Source organism: Mesorhizobium sp. L103C119B0 (assembly GCF_000502235.1).
Taxonomy (GTDB): Bacteria; Pseudomonadota; Alphaproteobacteria; order Rhizobiales; family Rhizobiaceae; genus Mesorhizobium.
The window spans coordinates 209,205-227,392 of the sequence record NZ_AYXE01000007.1; the positions used below are offsets into that span (position 1 = coordinate 209,205).

An 18,188-nucleotide genomic window follows, 5' to 3' on the forward strand; every position below is an offset into this window, starting at 1 on the left:
TTTTTAACTTTTGACTGGAGGTCAGAAAATGAACATTAAGAGCCTTCTTCTCGGCTCCGCTGCGGCCCTGATCGCAGTTTCCGGTGCGCGCGCCGCCGACGCCGTCGTCGTCGCCGAGCCGGAACCGGCTGAATACGTNGGCTCGGGCTACTTCTACATCCCCGGCACCGAAACCTGCCTGCGCATCGGCGGCTATGTCCGCTACGACATCGGCGGTGGTGATGTCGGCTCGTTCGACGGCGCGACGTCCGCCGACGTTGAGGACGGCGGCAGCAACGACACCTGGTTCAAAAAGGCCCGTTTCTCGCTGAAGACCTGGACCGGCCAGGAAACCGAGCTCGGCACCTTGAAGACCTACACTGAGACCCGCTTCAACTTCCAGAACAACAACCGTAATGCGGGCGCGCTTGGTGACGTCAATCCTGCCGGCAACACCGGTGCTTCGCTGAACTTCGCCTGGATCCAGCTTGGTGGTCTCCGTGTCGGTAAGGACGAATCGGCCTTCAACACGTTCATCGGCTACGCCGGCAACGTCATCCAGGATACGCTCGTTCCCTACGGCGATTTCGACACCAACGTCATCCAGTACTACTTCGACGCGGGCAACGGCTTCTCGGCCGTGATCTCTCTCGAAGAAGGCTCGGGCGCGGGCGGCTCCACGGTCGGTTCCTACGGCGTGGGCACGATCGACAGCTACGTTCCGCATGTCGTCGGCGGCTTGAAGTACACGCAGGGCTGGGGCGCCATCACCGGCGTCATCGCTTACGACAGCAACTATGAAGAAGTCGCCGGCAAGGTTCGTTTGGACATCACCCCGATGCAGAACCTGTCGCTGTTCATCATGGGCGGCTATGGAACCGACGACAATTACACGGACGTGACCTACGCGTTCCCGGCCGGCGGTCGCGGCTTCTACAAGCAGTGGGATGGCAACTGGGCAGTCTGGGGTGGTGGCACCTACACCATCAACGAGAAGACCTCGTTCAACGCTCAGGTCTCGTATGACGAAGGTGAGAACCTCGGCATCGCCGCCAACATCGCCTACGACGTCGTTCCCGGGTTCACGATCACTGCCGAAGTTGACTACGTCAATGCAGGCAAGATCGACGATGTCGACACCCTTGGCACGAACCACAACTGGACCGGTATCACTGATGGCGACGACGCCATCGGCGGCATGCTCCGCTTCCAGCGCTCGTTCTAATAGGCGCTCGATTGGAAATGGAACCCGGCGGGCAACCGCCGGGTTTCGCATTTTTATCAAACCTTACCCAAGCCCCATTGGGTGCAGAAGTCGCTGTAGCTGCGGCGTTATGGAGAGGTGGCCGAGTGGTCGAAGGCGCTCCCCTGCTAAGGGAGTAGAGGTCAAAAGCTTCTCGTGGGTTCGAATCCCATCCTCTCCGCCAATTNACGGAGAGGTGGCCGAGTGGTCGAAGGCGCTCCCCTGCTAAGGGAGTAGAGGTCAAAAGCTTCTCGTGGGTTCGAATCCCATCCTCTCCGCCAATTGCCCTTCTGAGAGACGTTTTGTCCGGCCATAATGCCCGGTCTCGCGCACCTCTCGCCGCCGCATCACCTCCAAGAGCAGGTCGAAGACGCTTGCGGCCTCGCCAGCGATTTCATGCTCGCCGATACCCACTCTCTGCTGCTGTCATCAAGTCCTTCGCCAAGTCGCTGGCGGCGATCGGATCTCCCCTCGCTATGATAGGCAGTTGCTTGGCCACCCACTTATCGAGAAACTTCAGGCCGCGTGTGCTCATTAATTAGCAACCTCTCATCTTGACGCCGCAGCCGCCCGCTCCAGAGACTTGCACATAGCTCGGGGCAATATCAAAGTTGGCGACGAGGTCGCCGTCACGGCGGTTGTGCGCGATCGCGTGTCACGCGACCGCATAAGCGTGACGATCCCCTCCTATGACTTCCCGCATTCGGTTGTCGATTCGACTTCGAAGGCCGTGATCGGCCAGCATATGGAATTAATCGGCCCGGTCACGCGCATCGACGGCGACAAAGTGACCGTGAGCCTCCGGCCATTGGTGACTGTGGACGCCGAGCATGTGCGGCTGGTTGAGAGCTATGTGGCGCCGAAGCGGAAAAGGCCGCTTGTTGGCAAAGCCTAACGGCACTGCCGACCCAAGGCACAGGCCACTGAAACTTTCCCCTTCACATCGGCTCTGGTCGCCTCGCGCTAGCTGCCGGCGATGGGTCGGCATCTTCCCAACTTTCCGCCATGTCGTCGCGATGACGTTGGCGAAGGCGCTTCAGCAGATCGCGTGAGGCTTGAATCGCCCTGCGCGATTGATCCATGTTCTGGCGAAACGTGGCGCGTTCCTCCATGGACTTCTGCCACTTCAGCAAGGTAGCCGTAGTCGCAGTAGCGGCTTGAGCGATTTCTATGGGCGTTGCAACCATCGCATCCTCCCAAAAAGGCAATGGTAAACGCAATCTCTATAGGCCCAACGAAGCCCTTTCTTCAATCAAAAACGACCATACGGCATACGCCAAATGGCTATTCGGCGGGCCGCTCGACGGCGGCTTCGTCGACCTCGGCCTCCATCTCGTTGTTGACGGTTTTGGTCTTGCCAAAACCGTCCATCGCCACACCGTCAAAGCCCTGCAGCCACGCGTCGGCATGTTCCTGCCAGTAANTGGGCGCCGTACATCCAGGCGTAGGTGGCGCGTTCCTGATCTTTCTTAGGCATGGCCATTTGCATCATCCTCCCAGAAATCCAGCAGCCTTGCGTGCCGCAGCTTCTCATCGCCTTTTCCTAAGAAAGGAGAGGGTCTGTGGACAGCTGTGGCTCTATCCGGCTGTAAGTTGCCAGACCGCTACGCTGGCGAGGGCAAGGCCCGCTGCGCCTTCGATTGCTCGCGATATGGTATCGAACAGCCGTGGCCTGCTGTCGAAAAAATGCACCAGGCGCTCCCGAAACAAGATCGACAGTACCGCCACGCTGGACAGCGTTAGGGCCACGCCCACCATCATGGTGATTGCGAACAGAATTCCAGCTCCCGGCACCCCTCTGGAAATCGCGAAGGTCATGACAAAAAGGGTCAGCGGGCACGGAATCAAACCGGCCATGACTCCAACGGCCTCGCCCTCATGCTTGTGATGGTGGCCGTGGCTCACCGAACGCCAAAGCATCCAGACGCCGATCAGCCCGAGCAGACCGCGACTCACACCCTCAAGCAGTGGTGCGCGTCCAACGCTGCCCAATGCAATCGAGACGAGCGGCAGGGAGAATACGGCGATCAGCACCGCTGTCGCCACGTGAGTGAAGGACAGCGTAATCGACACCAGGAGGCCGCGCGAAACCTTCGCATCCGAACCTGCAAGGTAAGTCGCCAAGACAGCCTTACTGTGGCCGGGCGTTAGAGCATGTGCCGCACCGAACAGGACGCCCATCGGCAGAAAGGCAAGGAACGCAAGCCAATCACCGCCAACTGAAAGCAGCTTTATCTGATCTGCGAGCGCCAGGTATATGGAGCGCTGAAATTCGACAAGCGCCTGGAACATCAGCCGAGACCGGCAGAAGCGAGTGGTTTCCGGCAGCTGTCAGTGCTGGTGGCCGTGATGTTCGCCATGATCATGAGAGTGCGGATGCTCGTGCTCACCTTGGTCGGTCGAAAACCGGATATTGGCAGCTGCGAGCGCCGGCATGTGTTCGAACAGTTCGTTCTCCAGCGCCGCCGTGATCTTGTTCGCCTCTGAGAGAGGCAAGGTTCCGTCGGCCGCAATAGCGATATCGGCATGTAACTTGTGGCCAATCCAGCGGGCCTTGGCGTCGACGATGCGAGCACCCTGCACATGCGCAGCGGCATGCTGAATTTCGGCCATCACGCCCGGCTCGACGCCGTCGAGCATGCGGGTGAGCACTGAGCGCGCCGATTGCCAGACGATACCGAATATAGCGACCGTGATGAGAAGCCCGATGATCGGGTCGGCCAGCGGAAATCCGAGCCAGACGCCGATGGCGCCGATGACCACTGCAAGGCTGGTAAGCCCGTCGGTGCGGGCATGGTAGCCGTCGGCGACGAGGGCCGCACTGTTGATTTCCCTGCCGATACGGATGCGAAACACCGCGACGGCCTCATTCCCGAGGAAGCCGACAATGCCCGCCGCGGTCAGCCAACCGAGATGAGTCACTGCCTGCGGATTGACCAAGCGCTCGATAGCCTGGTACCCGGCGACGATGGCGCTGAACAGAATGATCAGCACGATAATGATACCGGCCAGATCCTCTACCCTGCCAAGGCCGTAGGTGAAGGTCCGTGACGGCTTGCGTCGTGCCAGCATGAATGCGATCCAGAGCGGAATGGCGGTTGTGGCGTCGCCGATGTTGTGGATCGTATCGGCCAACAGCGCCACGCTGCCTGACACCAACACCACGGCCATCTGCAATGCCGCCGTGATGGCCAAGGTGACAAACGACCATTTGATGGCCCAGATGCCGCGGTCGGTGGTTGCAATCGTTGCGTCAATGACCCCGTGGGTATGGCCATGCGAGCCATGATCATGAGCGTGCGCGTCATGATCATGTGACCCGAAGCCGAACCAACCCAGGACGCGTGCGCCGATACTGGTCATAGGTATTTCGCCAGTTGCTTGAGCTCTGCCAGCGAGTTGCCTCCCGCTTTCGTGTCGGTCAGACAATGTTCGATATGATCGTGGATCAGTTCTCGCTTTGCGCTGCTGATGGCGCTCTCCACTGCATGGAGTTGCTGCGCTAGGTCGACGCAGGATCGCTGCGCCTCGAACATGCCAAGCACGGATGCTAGATGCCCCTGTGCGCGCTTTAAGCGCTTCACGATAGCCGGATGAGAACTATGGATGCCTTCGGACATGCCCCACCGGTATCCCCCCCGGTAGGATGCGTCAAGTATGATGTGAGCGCAGATCGGCTCTTGATCAGCCACCCCGCAGGACGTGTATCCATGGCGCTGAAATCGTCCATCACCCCGCAGCAGATGAAGGAATTGATCGCGAAGCACGGCAACCAACGCGAGACGCTGGAGCGGGAAGCGAAGGCGCTGCGGAAATCATGACCAGAATTGCGGACCTTGGGCCAGCTATCCCCGGCAAACCTCATGACCCTGACTGGCAGGAGCATTTCTATGTGTGCCCCATCTGCCGCCAGCAGGTCGACCGCGCGACTTCCGTCAGGTGATGTGGCACGAGAAACCGGACCACGAGCCCCTGCAGTTCGACCAATGAGCGCCGGCCGCACGCGGCTAATTGATTGCCGCGTCGATGCGTTTGCCGAAAATGTCGGCCATTGAACGCGAATACGTGGCGGTCAGGTGGTCCGTGTCGCGCCAGACAAAAACATTGCCGATAACCGCGGGGCATACGTCCCCGGGGCATACAATGTCGCTGAAGTCCACGAGCGGCACATGCGGGTAGAGGCGCTGGGCAACTACCACGGGATCCCGATCACGTACCGATTTATATGGAACGGAGCAGTGGCGGTCCCGAGCCATGCATCGCTCCGGGTTCGTTCCCCAAGCTGGTGTGTCGGCTATTACCACCACCTTAATGCCCAATGCCTCGATGCGGCGCCATAGCTGCACCAACGTATCGCTCACGGGCATCTGGCTTCCGTCGTCGGGATAAGCACGTAAAACATCTCTCTGCCCGAAAATGATGATGTCTGGCCTTTGTTGTTGAATAATTCGCAGCATATGCTGACCCCAGGTCAGGCAATCTGGAAACGGACGGTCGCTGTCAGACACCATGATCATGGTAGGAAATAGCGGGCATCCGGGCTTGGTAAAACTCTCCGCATTCCAACCTCGATCCGACGCCGCCACCTGAAACGCCGGAAGCCAGTGCTCTGCGTGCGAATCGCCAACCAGGAACACCTTGAGCCGCCCATTTGGATCGCCAAACTGGCAACCGACAGGTTCGCCGTTTTCACGAGGCGGGCGGCAGATGTCCGTTTGTGGCTTATCCTGCTTTATTGTCGGCAGCGAAGGAGCATAGGCCGCTACGGTCGGCACCGGCCTGTTGGTGAACAACGATCTAGCCCCTGGATAGTCATTCGGGTTTTCCGAGATCAATGCTTGTTGCCGGGCAATTTCTATCGAGACAGCGCAAAATGCGATTAGAGGCACCAAGGGAACCGGGGCAAAAACGGCCAGCCACTCGACCAGTCGGGGGCGTGATGGCAACGATGCGCGGTGGCGGAAACGATCCTCGACATGAACCTTGGTGATGGCGGCTAGACCGACGCTTGCTGCAAGGATGGCCAGGCCGCCCCAAAGGCCGATCGCTTCGCCACTTTGCTGGGTGAAAAAAACGATGATTGGCCAATGCCAAAGATAGAGCGAGTAAGAGATGTCGCCGAGGAATTGGAACGGTCGTGACTTGAGCAAAGCAAAGGCGCTGAACGACGACTGGCTTTGACCAGAGACGATCACCAACGCGGTACCAACGGTCGGCAACAGCGCCGCATAGCCGGGGAAGGGTGTCTTGGTCGAGAACAGAAAGGCGGCTGCGAGAATCGAGCCGACGCCGGCAAACCCAAGCAATCGCCGCGCTCGTTCCCCGATCCGTGTGTCGGCTGACCCCAGCACCATGACACACAGCAGAGCGCCCAGCGCCAGCTCCCATATGCGGGTGTGGGTGACAAAATAAGCCCGCGCCGGGTCGACAAGCGTGAGCCATACCGAGGCGGCAATCGAGATGATGAAGATTGCGCCTAGGACGGCGACGAGCAAGGGCCGCCAGGGCCTGCGGAACTTTCGAGAAAGCCACAGGACGCCGATGATCAGTCCCGGCCAGACAACGTAGAACTGTTCTTCGATCGACAACGACCAGTAATGTTGGACGGGGCTCGGCGCGCTCGTCATCGCCAGGTAATCAATCGCCTTCGCTGCGAGCCGCCAGTTCTCCAATTGAAAGGCGCTATGCACCAGTTCATTCGTGCCGTCCCTCCATAGCGCGGAGGGTAGATAGAGCGGGGTCGCCAAGCCCACCAGCAGAAGCACAAGCATCGCGGCAGGCAAGAGGCGCCGCGCCCGGCGAACATAGAAACCAAGTAGGTCGATTCTTCCGGTGTCCTCCACCTCCCGCAGCAAGACGCCGGTGATCAAGAACCCAGAAATGACAAAAAACACGTCAACGCCGACATAGCCGCCGGGGACCAGCCACGGCCAGACATGGAACAAAGCGACTGAGCAGACAGCGATAGCACGCAGCCCCTGGATCTCAGGCCGGAAATTCGACTTGCTCAAATACTTGCTTCCGGTTGCTGCTAGGCTCGCGCTTATACAGAATGAAACGAATGGAACAAGTAGCCCCCAATAACAACCTCATGGCATCGGCTGGGACCAGAAAAGCGAAAAGCCCCGGACACCGTTAGGCGCCGGGGCGAAGTCGGATATTGGTTTCATGTCGTCGCCAATCAGCCGCCGCGCAGCGCCCGCCAGATATCCGACCAGTACGCGGTGACAAGGGAGGCTAGCGCCGCTGCGGCCATGCCGGTCACACCAAGCGCCCCGAGCCCCATCAGCTTCCACCGGGTGACCTCCGCTGTCACGGCCTTCACCTCGGTCATGTCTTCACTGAGGGATTTCACCGCGCCTTCGGTCTGGGAAAGACGCTCCACCAACTCGTCGGTCTTGGCGTACATCTTCGATCGGCTGGCGGCGGCGCGCTGTTCGGATTGCTCGTAGCTCAGCGCGGCCCGGGCGTCGCTATCTTTGATATCGCGCCGGATCTCGGTGACGTCCCGCTGGACGCCCTCCATAGCGGCGACGAGGCCGCCTACCATCATCTCTAGGCTCTTCGTCGCCGATGTTGGCATGTCAGGCTTTCCAGCCGCAGAGCTGGGCGCCCTTTTCGTTGTGGGCCAAGACCTGATTCACCTCGCCGTCCGAAAGCGCCGCGATTGCTTCGGCGGACAGGCGGATCGGGTGCTCGACCGCGCAAAACGAGCCGCCTATCGTCGTGCAGCCGGCAATCGCCATGAAAACCGCAAGAGCTATTGCTTTGGTGACCATTTGCCCAGCCTCTCCCGGTTGACGTCCGGCGCGCGGCCGGCGACAGCATCATCGATCTTCTGGCCTTCGGTTGCCGCAGCTGCGTTGTCGGCCGCCTGCTTGTTGCGTTCGGCCTTGGCGCCGGCAAGCCGCTGTTGAAAGCCGAAGGCAAGCGCGCCGATGATGGCCGCGCCAATGGCTAGGACGGTCGGGTTGCTCAGGAACCATGCGATGACCGCGCTCATAGCGGCCACCAGAACCAGACGGCAAACCCGGCGATGATAGCTAGGCTGACAGCGCCGACGGTGCGCAGCAGCCGATCGAATGCCGGGATGAGCAGTTCGCGGAAGCCCTCCATCACTCAGCCACCTCTTCCTTGATCTGGCGCACCGCCGCGACGATCTGGGAGCGCAGCAGGAGCAAGATCAGGATGAAGACGATGAGGACGCCGCCGCCCGCAAGAACGGCCTTCCAGTCGATGCCGGCAAGCCAGCCAAGACCAAGCGCACCGGAGCCAAAGAGGCCAGTCAGCCAGGACAGGAATCCGGATTTCTCCTTGACCTTCTGCTCCACCTTTTCGGGGACAACAGGCTTAGGGACCTCTACCGGCACCCTGATCGGCGGCGGCGCTGCGGGCAGTGTAGAGATCAGCATTGCATCGCGACGCACGGCTGCCATGCGGGCCGTCCAGCCTTTGCCGAAGGTCGGCCACAGCAGTTTGCCGGTCTTCTTGTTCTTGGCCCGCCTCATGAAGGCCAGACGCGCATCGCAATAGGCGTCGATGATGACGCCGGCGGGCTTGGCGCTGATCGCCTTGAGGCTGTCTGGTCCCAGTCGGCCGTCAACCGTTGCACCAGCCACGCGCTGCAAGTATTCGGCGGCGCGCTTAGGGCCGGAATTCACTGCGAAGTCAAATGCGGCATAGTCGACACCGCCCGGAAGCTCGGATCCGTGCACCGCATCCCAGAACTGCCGGCGGTAGACCGTCGCTATCTGGGCATCGGTGATAATCTTCAGGTCGGCCTTGGTGCCGGCGGGTTTGATGTAGGCGCGGAAGGTCGCCAGCGTCACGCCCTTCATGGTGGCGCCGCCCGGATCGGCCGGATTGTCCGACCAGCCGCCTTCGGGTTTTAGGACGAGCGTAAGCGCCCGCGCGAAATTGCGGTCCATGTGTAAGCCTCTTGAGGTTGCATTTGAAAGAAGGTAACCGCTATTTAGCGGCAGGGCGGGATGTCTAAATGTCAGTATTTTCTAAGTGGTTCAAAGACGCGCGCGCGAAACTGCCCGATAATGTGTCCGTCGGCCGCCACACCTATGGCGTCACTTGGCGGAAGGTGCTTTTCCCGACTAATGAAGCCCCCCTAAATGTCGGTAGCTTCTGCTCTGTTGCTGGCCAAGTGCTGTTCATGTGCACCGGCCAACACCAGACGAAGAGTGCCACTTCATTCCCGATCTATAGCCGCGTCCTGAAGCAGCCTGAGCCTTTACCCAACGCTGGGAAGCCTGGGGGCATCACGATCGGCAACGATGTTTGGATTGGCCACGGTGCCATCATATTGCCAGGCGTGACAGTCGGCGACGGCGCTGTTGTGGGTGCCGGCTCCGTCGTCGCCAAGTCTGTCGAGCCCTATGCGATAGTGGCCGGCAATCGCGCGCAAGTTGTCCGCAGCCGGTTCCCTGCTGATACCGTTGTGCAATTGCTGGAAATACAGTGGTGGTTGTGGGACGACGATAAGATCAAGAGCGAGGCAGCTACTCTCAGCGGTCCGATCGAGACTTTCATTGCAAAGCACGCCACTCGATGAGGGACGTTTTCGGTTATATCGCGTATGGCGAAAACGAATTGTACCATCGCGGCGCGTTGCTGAGCGCACTCAAGCTTTTGTATCATTGTCCAGAAGCAAAGATCATTGTTGCGACGGATAGGCCCGAATTGTTTGTCGGCTATCCCATGGAGACGTTGCTTCTGACTGACATGCAGAAAGAGGCTTGGTCCTTCAGCGGTCAATATCATTTTGGCATCAAGGCCCGGGCGCTGATCAAACTGCTGAGGATGACCGACCGCCTCATCTTCATGGACTCAGACCACTACCCAGCAGGATTTCTATCCCTTGGCTTCGAAAGCATTTCGCCTAAGCATTCAGTGATGCGACGCCTAGAGAAACCCCACAAATGGACGCCTGTGCTGGAAGGGGAAGGCCTTCGAATCGGCCAACATGTTATCACGGGCCGCGAACCTATGTGGCAAAGTGGCATTCTCGGAGTGCATCGAGACAATCTTCCCGCTCTGATGGACGCGTATCCACCGATGCTTGCTGTGCATCAGATATCGAAAATTGACGCTGCGGAGCAGTTCTGCATCGGCACAGCCTTGTCCTTGGGGGGGCGGACGATCAGCCCGCATAAGCTCAAGATCAGGGACTATAATACGCGAGGGAAGAAGGCGTTCGCAGAACCTCGTGTACATCGCTTCTTCGATGCATACGCTGCCGAGCCCGTTGCACGGCAAATCGTCGAAGCTGGCCGATATCGAGTGTGGCGGACGCCGGTGGATATCATTCGCCAAAAACTCAAGGCGCGAGGATGACTGCAGGATCAAGCCCAAGAGCACGGACTAGCCCGACTGCGTCAGGATCGTCGCTGTAAACTTCCGGCCGATCCGGCGCGAACCAGCGGGCAAAATAGATTGGGTTGCCCGCCAGGGCGGCATAGGCCTGCGACATCTTGCCAGCCTCAATAATCCGAGCCTGCACAACCGATTTTGGCACCATGCGACGCTCAGCAGGCGGCGCGCTCCACGCTTTGCCATCCCAGAGTTGGCGGGCATCTGCCGGGGCCTCCAAGACCTCAATGCCATTTTGAGGCAGACCGACGTTTTCACCGTCAAAGCCGCCGAGATAGACGCCATCCGCGTCGACGAAGAATTTGGTCATATCTGCCGATCCCTTTACTCAGAATTTGTGATAGGTGTATGCCTTCGCCAAGCATGGTTTTCGCCGTGAGGCAGAGATGTTTTATTTGGGGTTGGCGGTCGGCTTTGCGTTGGGCATCGTGGCAATGTCAGCTGCCGTTTATTATTGGACGCACCATGATGATTTTGAGATCAGGCGGGGGGAAGAGCGTTAGCAGCATAGGCCTTCCGCCGGCTAGCTGCGCACGCCTTGAGCTTTGGCGAAGTATTTTGTCATGGGAAACCTCCGGTTTGGGCATTGCCGCCCGTCCGGAAACTTACGGAAGCGTTTCGCCGTCAAGAACGCGCTGGTAGAGGGCCAGGTAGGCTTTAGTGGTCTTTTCGATTGGGAATCGGTCAGCAGCCGATTCGCGGCAGCGGAGTGCGGACATCCCGCTGATCTCGTTCAGGCCGGTCGCGAATTCATCGTTACTGTCGAAAAAGCGTCCGGTCTCTGCGTTAACTGTTTCAGGTAGCGCGCCGCGTCGAGTAGTCAGTACTGGAGTTCCGCATAGCATTGCCTCGACCGGCGCCATGCCGAACGGCTCATCCCAAGAAATCGGGTTGAGGAAGGCTTTTGCCTCGCCCAACAGCCGCAGCTTTTCGTCACCGTCGACAGTCCCCGTGAAATTGAAACGACGCGAAAGGCTTTTGAGGAACACGCCCCGAGTCTTGCTACGCCCGAGCAACTTCCAGCGAGAGCCGCCGGCAACGTCGAGATCGAAGTCAAATCTCTTGGCGAGGTCGACGGCGCGACCGAGACCCTTTCCCGCTCTTGCGATACCGCCGAGAAACAACAGCCGACCGGTCTTCTTGTCGGTGAGCCGGTAGGCATCCACCGGGAACCCGTTGTAGACGAATGTCTGCCGGCCCTGGTGCCGGGCGTGGCTGGCGCTAACGAAACTCCAGTTCAGCCCTTCCCTTGGCGTATTCGGCACATAGCCGTGCAGCGTGTAGAGCGCTCGGTGACTGGTCTCGGCCTCGTACCAGCCGTTGAAGTGCACAATGTCGGTATCTGGCGGGATTGCCGCCACGCTTTCGGGCGCAGATGCAGCGTGTCGAACCTCACAAAGGGGATGTGTAGAGCCATGGGCGGCAATCAGCGTGACCCGATGCCCCAGACCGACCAGCGTGGTGGCCAGCCAGTCTACTTGGCGCTGAGTGCCACCGTAGCCTTTGCAGGGTATTTCGCCTTGAACCACGACAGTAGCATGCATTTCGCAGGTTTAGACGGATTCCTATTCAGCAAGCTAGGCCCACGCCCTGAATACCAGCCTCCAGCTTGTGTTCGTTATGTTGGTAAGGCTTGCTCCGCTTTTGGCCATAATTCGAAGTGAACTGGAATTGGCGCCAATTCGAACATTCAAATTGGTTGTATCCGGAACCATGCTGATGGCCTGCACGGTAGCGTCAGTAGTGTTCAGCATAGGATTAATGGCGACTTCATCGCCGATCGAATACGCCAAGTCCGCAGTCGTGCACTGGATGACGGCGATGTAGAGCTTCGGCTTCACCCCTAGCCCATGCGCCAGCGTCAATGTGCCGCCGGCCGTGATGGTCTGCTGGGCGCTCTCGTAGGCTTTCTGCAGAAGCGCCGTGCTCGACTGAACGTAGCGGGCGTCTTGCTCGGCCTGAGACCACTGGATTTTAAACCAAGCACCCCACACGCCGCCGTTCTGGTAACGGCGCCAGATGGTGGTGTTGGCCGCCGTGGCATTCACAAAATCGTAAACCGTTTGGGTTCGGTAGCCGGCCGCCCCGTGTGCCTCGACCGTGCCGATATTCCACCCGGTGTTTGCCGCAGGGGCGTTGGCCGCCCCACTGCCCATATACCAGCCGTTGTCGAGCGCAGTGTTCCAGTCGGTGATCGTCTTAGCCACCACACCGAGGCGCGCGGGGAGGTTGGCATCAGAGATTACTGCGACTGGTTGGCCAGACGCGCGGATGTAGGATCGAACACGCCAGTTGCCACCACCCAGGGACTGCGCCACGGCGGTATCACCGGCTGCGGCAACGATGTTGGCGGCCCCCGGCAGGATGAGCGTGGCGGCATTATGGGTAAGCGTCGCCGCTCCGGAGAAGGTCAGGAAACGCAAGACGCCGCTGGGCAGCACGCCCAAAGCGGTGATCACCGCCGCGCCCGACACCGTGACGGAGACACCGGTTGCCGCGGCCAGATCAGTCGTCGCAGCTGATGCGATGACACTGCTGGTCGTGTGCAGAGCATCATTGCCACCGACCGCCGAGCTCGCGCCCGTGCCGCCCATCGTGATTGGGCGCGGCGTGTTCATGATCGACAGAAGATCGGCCAAGAAGGCGTTGTACTTCCCGCTCTCGATCGTCGTGTTCGGAATCGCCGTTGTGTTCGGCGGCCATGACGTGACGCCGGCTCCATTCATAGGCATTGGCAGCACCTTTTAATATTTGGGGTTTGCTCGTATGTTCCGCGCCTATGCGCGTCAGAATTCTTCAGATCATCGCCGCCGTCGTCACGATCGGCATTATGGTCGTGCTGCACGACGTGATTGGAGGGTTTCTCCGAAGCTTGGAGCCCCAATTCGTCATCGGTCTTGCCGTTGGCGTTATGGGAACGACGGCGGTTTTCGTTGCGCTATTGCTGTGGGAGCGCCGATCGCTGGCCTTGCGAGAGGAGCAGAGAGCGCGCGACCTTATCGACCTCTGAGCCTGACACACCGGAACCACGCCCAGCACGAAGAAGGGCTTCAAGCACATCCGGATTGTTGCTGGTCAGGATGCGGGCCATGGCGGTGCGCGTAGACTCATCCTTTATTCCTCGAAGAGCTTCGACAACGGCATCAACACCCTTCATGGCAGTGGCCCGGGTCGCTCCCGCTACTCCGCCAGCCATGAATGCTTGCGGCACGCCAAAGGCTTCGGCACCTGAGCCGGTAAGCTCTTGCTGGGAAGCCTGGCGGGCGGCGGTGAGTGAATTCCGCGTCACGATGTCCGTGGTATCGGCGAAGTGCTTCTCGCGATCGAGAAGACCGATGATGCGGTCGGCTCGGTCCTTACCGAAAAGCGTTGCAAGACGACTGCGGTTCCAATCGCCTTCGCCCTTGATGAGGCGCTGAAGGGCAACGCGGTCATTTGCGTTAGTCCCCACGATGCGCTCAATCTCGGCACGCGCCCCCTCGCGCAGCCGCATAGGGACAGCAGACGGGCCGATCTGCATGCCTTGCGGCAACGCACCTTCCTGCACTTCTTGGGCGAGCTCGGCGGGCCTCGGCGCTTCCCGGCCGCTGGACAGCACCTGTTGGCCGCGTCCGACCGCCTCCCGCTGGCGGGCCAGCTCGGCAAATTTGCTGTCGACTTCTTTGATGCCGGGCACGGAAGCGCGCAACTCGTCATCAACAGCCTGTCTGGCCGTCTGAAGCGCGTTGCGGGCGTTCGTTTCCACCGTCGTTTCCAGCATGCCATCAATAGCCTTGCGGGTTTCAAGCAACGTAACGGGATTGCTTTCCAGTTCTTGGGTGCCGGTGCGGTTCAGCATCGTGCGAACACGCTGTAGACCGCGCTGCGCCTCACCGCGAAGGGTCTGGAGTTCCCGATCAAGATAGGTGGCGATCGGTCGCGGATTGACCGGCGAAGCGTTGGCAAAGGCCGCCCGATATTCCGGTGACAGGTTGGCCTGGTTCACGTCGATGCCGGCATTGATGCGCGATGGGATAGGGGCTGGGCCAAGTTCCTGGTCGATCGTGCTGGTGATGCGCTGGTTTGCACCGGCATTGCGCGCGTCGACGGCCCCGCGAACAATGGCTTTGCCTTCTCCGGGCAACGCTGCCAAGCCGCCGGCCTGCGAACGAAGATTTTCGCCCAGATCCATGATCATTCCGCCGGGGCCGAGCTTGTCCATCTGACCCAGCGCGCCGGCATCGAGCGCGTCGCGCCCTGCCGCCCTTGACAGCATCGCCGCGGCAACCTTGTCGATGCCAAGTTCCTTGGCTGCACCGCCGAGGTTCCAGCCATCGGCAACATACTTGACGCCTCGGCCGACGAGAGGCCCGATAGCCGGGGCGAGCACACCGAGGCCGGCTCCAGTAACCGCGCCAATGCCTGTTGCCGTAGGATCTCCACCAGAACGGATTGCCGCATCGGTTCCGTTGATAAGTTCGCCGGTCAAGGCACTGGCGCCGAAGCGCAACGGCGCCGACGCCACGCCAATACCGAAGGCCCCAGGCGCTGCCGCCATCGCCGGGATAGTGCCCGCGACAGCGCCCGTGACTTGTGACGCCTTGTCGAGGTTTGGGTTCATCGACTTTTCGGCGACGGTGCCCGCTTGGATGCGCTTCAGAACTTGGTCATAGGTCTCGTCAGACGCTCCCGCGATTGTCGCAGCAGCTGCACGATCGACGCCGCCCCGGATCATTGGGCCCAAGATCGGGATGCCCTCCAGAATCCCGCCCGAGGTGGTGCGCATTTTGCTCAGAGCATCGTCGCCCTCGATCCTGTCGGTGAGCGCATTGTAGCCAGGTGGTGCGAAGGCAGGAACGCGGTTCGGCTGCAACGTCTCTTGATCGACCCCGGCAATCGCGCGCTTTTGCTCGGGTGACAGCGCATGCATCTGTTGGGCGAGCCCAATGCCCGCTTGAGCGCGGGCATCCGGACCCGAGGATGCGCCCGCCTGTCCGAGGGCGCTCAGTGCGGTCTTCTCGTCGGGCGCATCGACTTCGTAAGTCTTGCCGTCTGCGCCTTGAATTTCGAATGTTGCCATTATGGTTTGACCCTGATCCGCACGCCGTTTCCTACATCTTTCCAGCCATCCGGATTTGACGATGGTGCCGGAGCGTTCGGCTCGGCCGTCGTCCGGTCGACGGAAGCCTTGATGCCTTCCAGCATGCGCTTCAGCTCTTTGACGCTGTTGGCCGCCCTATCACCAGCACCGCCAATTGCGGCGGTGTAGACCTGGCTCGGAAGGTTCCATGCGCCGCCGTCCTTGGTCACGTCGACAACCGGGTCGTAGATCATGTTTTCCATCAACTGGAGATCAGGCCCGTTGAGGACGCCCAGATTGAAGAGTTCCTTCATCTGCAACATGATGCCCTGACGGACGGTGTTCAGATTGTCCTTGGACGCGCCGGGCATTACCTCGATGCCGGTCTTGGCGACCAGCTCCGAATAGCGGTCGAGTTCGCCGGTGATGGCATCGAACGCCTGGTTGACCGAGGAAACCCGGTTCCGCTGTGTTTCTGTCGGCTTCATTGTGCCGGGGATGACGGCTCCTGCAGAAGGAGCGGCCGAAGGCGGCGCAGCGACGGCGGGAGCCGGTGCCCCAGCAGCAGGAGGCGCTACCTGAGCGGGCGAAGTCACTCCTGGTGCGGCTGGTGCGGCAGGCACGGCACCACCACCGGGAGCCTGTAGCCATGCCGGAAGGTTGGGCGGCACCTGAATAGGCACCATGCCATCAGGCGTCTGCACCATCTGCGTCTTTGGCTGCGAAATGATGGCGTAGGCAGTCGCATATTCTCGCGAAGCGGGATCGGCGGTCGAGAGGATGTTCCAAGCCTGGGCATCGAGGCCGTTGCCTTCGAACTTCGTCGGGCCGCCGCCTGAAATGCTTTTCGTCTCGCCGCTGGCCGCATCGAACAGAGTGTCGTCGTCCAGCTTCTGCCACTGCTTCGGCGGAACGGCCAGAGACTTGCGCGCAGCCTGAATTTGCAGCTGCCGCAGAGGATCGGCATCCTGCATTTTCTGCTGGAGCATCATGTTGGCCATCGCCTTTTGTTCGGGCGATGCCCAAGGGTCAGCGGCAACCTGCATGATCTGCTGAAAAGACGGACCGCCCTGACCGGGCTGGATAGCGCCGCCACTGCCGCCAGCCTCTACCGGGATGCTGGACAGGTCTTCCTGCGGAGACATCGCCTGAGCGACCTTCTGGACGCCGGGAGAGGCTGGTGCAGCCTGCTGGGGCTGCTGAGCGCCGGCGAGAGCCGCAACGACCGGCGACGGGGCCGCTGCCGCCGGACCGGGCTGCTGAGCCGCGCTGAGGGCCTGCACGACGCCACCGCGACCGCTGAGGGGCTCCGAGCTCATCATCGTTGACAGGACGCGCTGGCCGGCCGGCGTGGTCGCGGCAGGATCACCGGGGCCGGGATTGGGCAGCGGCGCATCGGCATTGACCGGGATCCATCCCTGATCACCAGTCGCGCCGGCCATGCCGGTCGTTTCGACAAACTGATAGGTCTTGCCGTCGGCGCCGCGGCGAACTTCACCAGCTTTTCCAGATCCTTGCGGAGCGCCGGGATAAGTCGGACGCGTTGCGGGTGCCATCGGGTCGTTAGGATCGAGCGGAGGAAGGCCGCTGGGATCATACGCAGGAGCCGTGGTGCCGGGCGACATGGTGGCGAGGCTCGGGGCCGGTGTCATACCAGCGGAGCGATCGAGCGAGGCAACCTGAACTGGGTCTTGTGACTGCTCCTGCTGGGCCGCCTGCGTTGCCTGTGCGGGCGTAGCGCCGGCGCCAAGCGCCTTCTGATAGGTCGCAACGAACCTGTTCGTGTTTGTCCCCTGTTCGATACCACCGGGAAGGCTCGTCCACGTCCCGCTTAAGACCTGGCCGACGTTGGCGATTGCGTCAGGATCGCCGGACTGAAGAACGTCATCAAGCACTTGGCCCGTCTTGGCCTTGTAGGTCTTGGCGGCGAGGTTCCATGCCGCCTTGTCCTGGTTGACTGGCGAGAAGTCGGGCAAGCCAAGTTCCTTCGCCTCATCGTCCCATGTGGAGCCCAGAAACTGATATTTGCCAGCGGCCGACGAGGTGCGGCCAGCATTCGGCCCTGTTTGGATGCGCACCGCCTGGTTCGGATGGTGGGAGAAATCATCGAATTTTCCGCCGCCATAGATGACGTTGTAGCGACCGCCGCTTTCTGGGCCGGAAATCGTGTTGAGCAGCGCCTTCTGGTAAGGCTTTGCGTCCTGCCATGCGAGTTGGTCGCCGCCGTAGTCGGCCGCGCCGCTCGCGGAGGCCGCAACTGGAGAGCCCGGAGCCGCCGGGAATGTGCCAGCGTTGATCATGCCGCCAAAAGCATCGGTCGCATGGGCTTGTCCAGCGGTCTCTGCCGCGTCGGCGGTCCTGTTGAGCACATTCTGCACGATGCCATCGCCGAGCGCATTCAAGCCCTCGCCGATGTTCTGCGGCGCGCGCTGAGAAGACATCAGCGCCTGGACAATTGCCCGCTTCTTGGCGACTGACGCAGGCGTCTCGCCCTTCTCGGCATCGAAGATGAATGACAACGCCATG

The 18,188-nt window shown here is 60.6% G+C and carries 16 protein-coding genes, 2 tRNA genes and 1 pseudogene; 6 read left to right on the forward strand and 13 right to left on the reverse strand.

All coding sequences use genetic code 11. The annotated features are described in order from the left end of the window. Window positions 1–28: 28 nt before the first annotated feature. The 4 genes from X728_RS152595 to X728_RS152580 all read left to right on the forward strand — a co-directional run bounded on the left by X728_RS152595 (window position 29) and on the right by X728_RS152580 (window position 2,117). Window positions 29–1,204: a porin gene (locus X728_RS152595; RefSeq protein WP_023831636.1), complete on the forward strand. Its 1,176-nt coding sequence runs from the start codon at window positions 29–31 to the stop codon at window positions 1,202–1,204. Window positions 1,205–1,315: 111 nt separating this feature from the next. Beyond that, window positions 1,316–1,406 (forward strand) — tRNA-Ser (locus X728_RS152590). A gap of 6 nt (window positions 1,407–1,412) precedes the next feature. Further along, window positions 1,413–1,503 (forward strand) — tRNA-Ser (locus tag X728_RS152585). 392 nt (window positions 1,504–1,895) lie between these two features. After that, complete coding sequence (locus X728_RS152580) at window positions 1,896–2,117, forward strand: hypothetical protein (RefSeq protein ID WP_348625636.1); 222 nt, start codon at window positions 1,896–1,898, stop codon at window positions 2,115–2,117. A gap of 683 nt (window positions 2,118–2,800) precedes the next feature. On the opposite strand, the gene X728_RS152570 is transcribed toward X728_RS152580, so the two are convergent. From X728_RS152570 to X728_RS152535, 8 genes and pseudogenes are all read right to left on the reverse strand, one after another. Then, window positions 2,801–3,514, reverse strand: coding sequence for an ABC transporter permease (locus tag X728_RS152570; RefSeq protein ID WP_023831639.1), 714 nt, complete (start codon window positions 3,512–3,514; stop codon window positions 2,801–2,803). 105 nt (window positions 3,515–3,619) lie between these two features. Then, window positions 3,620–4,585, reverse strand: a pseudogene (locus X728_RS152565) (cation diffusion facilitator family transporter); the annotation flags it as partial. After that, a complete protein-coding gene (locus tag X728_RS152560; protein WP_023831641.1) occupies window positions 4,582–4,842 on the reverse strand; it encodes a metal-sensing transcriptional repressor in 261 nt (86 codons plus the stop codon). The pseudogene X728_RS152565 and the gene X728_RS152560, both read right to left, overlap by 4 nt. A gap of 387 nt (window positions 4,843–5,229) precedes the next feature. Beyond that, complete coding sequence (locus X728_RS152555) at window positions 5,230–7,233, reverse strand: acyltransferase family protein (protein ID WP_023831643.1); 2,004 nt, start codon at window positions 7,231–7,233, stop codon at window positions 5,230–5,232. 170 nt (window positions 7,234–7,403) lie between these two features. Further along, window positions 7,404–7,805, reverse strand: a complete 402-nt coding sequence (locus X728_RS152550; RefSeq protein ID WP_023831644.1) for a DUF1515 family protein — start codon at window positions 7,803–7,805, stop codon at window positions 7,404–7,406. 1 nt (window position 7,806) lies between these two features. After that, on the reverse strand, window positions 7,807–7,968 hold the full coding sequence (locus tag X728_RS152545; RefSeq protein WP_023831645.1) for a hypothetical protein: 162 nt from the start codon (window positions 7,966–7,968) through the stop codon (window positions 7,807–7,809). 14 nt (window positions 7,969–7,982) lie between these two features. Further along, the gene (locus X728_RS152540) at window positions 7,983–8,225 is read right to left on the reverse strand and encodes a hypothetical protein (RefSeq protein WP_023831646.1); all 243 of its coding nucleotides are present in this window, start codon (window positions 8,223–8,225) and stop codon (window positions 7,983–7,985) included. Between the two features lie 112 nt (window positions 8,226–8,337). Further along, window positions 8,338–9,150: a glycosyl hydrolase 108 family protein gene (locus X728_RS152535; RefSeq protein WP_023831647.1), complete on the reverse strand. Its 813-nt coding sequence runs from the start codon at window positions 9,148–9,150 to the stop codon at window positions 8,338–8,340. A 68-nt stretch (window positions 9,151–9,218) separates the two neighbouring features. Here X728_RS152535 and X728_RS1000000172075 point away from each other — a divergent pair, with 68 nt between their 5' ends. Both X728_RS1000000172075 and X728_RS152525 read left to right on the forward strand, forming a co-directional pair. After that, window positions 9,219–9,785, forward strand: a complete 567-nt coding sequence (locus X728_RS1000000172075; protein ID WP_023807183.1) for a CatB-related O-acetyltransferase — start codon at window positions 9,219–9,221, stop codon at window positions 9,783–9,785. Further along, window positions 9,782–10,567: a hypothetical protein gene (locus X728_RS152525; RefSeq protein ID WP_023831648.1), complete on the forward strand. Its 786-nt coding sequence runs from the start codon at window positions 9,782–9,784 to the stop codon at window positions 10,565–10,567. The genes X728_RS1000000172075 and X728_RS152525 overlap by 4 nt, the downstream gene beginning before the upstream one ends. Here the strand turns inward: X728_RS152525 and X728_RS152520 are convergent. The 5 genes from X728_RS152520 to X728_RS1000000167835 form a co-directional block, all read right to left on the reverse strand. Continuing rightward, on the reverse strand, window positions 10,551–10,913 hold the full coding sequence (locus X728_RS152520; RefSeq protein WP_023831649.1) for a hypothetical protein: 363 nt from the start codon (window positions 10,911–10,913) through the stop codon (window positions 10,551–10,553). The two genes, X728_RS152525 and X728_RS152520, sit on opposite strands and share 17 nt — an antisense overlap. Window positions 10,914–11,208: 295 nt before the next feature. Then, window positions 11,209–12,132 (reverse strand): glycosyltransferase, encoded by a 924-nt coding sequence (locus X728_RS152515; RefSeq protein WP_348524518.1) that lies wholly within the window; start codon window positions 12,130–12,132, stop codon window positions 11,209–11,211. Between the two features lie 48 nt (window positions 12,133–12,180). Beyond that, entirely contained in the window at window positions 12,181–13,329 is a 1,149-nt protein-coding gene (locus X728_RS152510; protein ID WP_155923976.1) for a pyocin knob domain-containing protein, read from the reverse strand. Window positions 13,330–13,541: 212 nt separating this feature from the next. After that, the gene (locus tag X728_RS0135215) at window positions 13,542–15,662 is read right to left on the reverse strand and encodes a hypothetical protein (RefSeq protein ID WP_050589906.1); all 2,121 of its coding nucleotides are present in this window, start codon (window positions 15,660–15,662) and stop codon (window positions 13,542–13,544) included. Then, the gene (locus X728_RS1000000167835) at window positions 15,662–18,187 is read right to left on the reverse strand and encodes a glycoside hydrolase family 104 protein (protein WP_023831655.1); all 2,526 of its coding nucleotides are present in this window, start codon (window positions 18,185–18,187) and stop codon (window positions 15,662–15,664) included. Before X728_RS1000000167835 ends, X728_RS0135215 begins: the two co-directional genes overlap by 1 nt. Between the last annotated feature and the right edge of the window lies 1 nt (window position 18,188).

Bases quoted from the DNA above. Each gene is read 5' to 3' on its own strand.
- X728_RS152570 (WP_023831639.1), bottom strand. From the start codon at position 3,514: ATGTTCCAGGCGCTTGTCGAATTTCAGCGCTCCATATACCTGGCGCTC.
- X728_RS152560 (WP_023831641.1), bottom strand. From the start codon at position 4,842: ATGTCCGAAGGCATCCATAGTTCTCATCCGGCTATCGTGAAGCGCTTA.
- X728_RS152550 (WP_023831644.1), bottom strand. From the start codon at position 7,805: ATGCCAACATCGGCGACGAAGAGCCTAGAGATGATGGTAGGCGGCCTC.
- X728_RS152545 (WP_023831645.1), bottom strand. From the start codon at position 7,968: ATGGCGATTGCCGGCTGCACGACGATAGGCGGCTCGTTTTGCGCGGTC.
- X728_RS152540 (WP_023831646.1), bottom strand. From the start codon at position 8,225: ATGAGCGCGGTCATCGCATGGTTCCTGAGCAACCCGACCGTCCTAGCC.
- X728_RS152535 (WP_023831647.1), bottom strand. From the start codon at position 9,150: ATGGACCGCAATTTCGCGCGGGCGCTTACGCTCGTCCTAAAACCCGAA.
- X728_RS1000000172075 (WP_023807183.1), top strand. From the start codon at position 9,219: ATGTCAGTATTTTCTAAGTGGTTCAAAGACGCGCGCGCGAAACTGCCC.
- X728_RS152525 (WP_023831648.1), top strand. From the start codon at position 9,782: ATGAGGGACGTTTTCGGTTATATCGCGTATGGCGAAAACGAATTGTAC.
- X728_RS152520 (WP_023831649.1), bottom strand. From the start codon at position 10,913: ATGACCAAATTCTTCGTCGACGCGGATGGCGTCTATCTCGGCGGCTTT.
- X728_RS152510 (WP_155923976.1), bottom strand. From the start codon at position 13,329: ATGAATGGAGCCGGCGTCACGTCATGGCCGCCGAACACAACGGCGATT.
- X728_RS0135215 (WP_050589906.1), bottom strand. From the start codon at position 15,662: ATGGCAACATTCGAAATTCAAGGCGCAGACGGCAAGACTTACGAAGTC.
- X728_RS1000000167835 (WP_023831655.1), bottom strand. From the start codon at position 18,187: ATGGCGTTGTCATTCATCTTCGATGCCGAGAAGGGCGAGACGCCTGCG.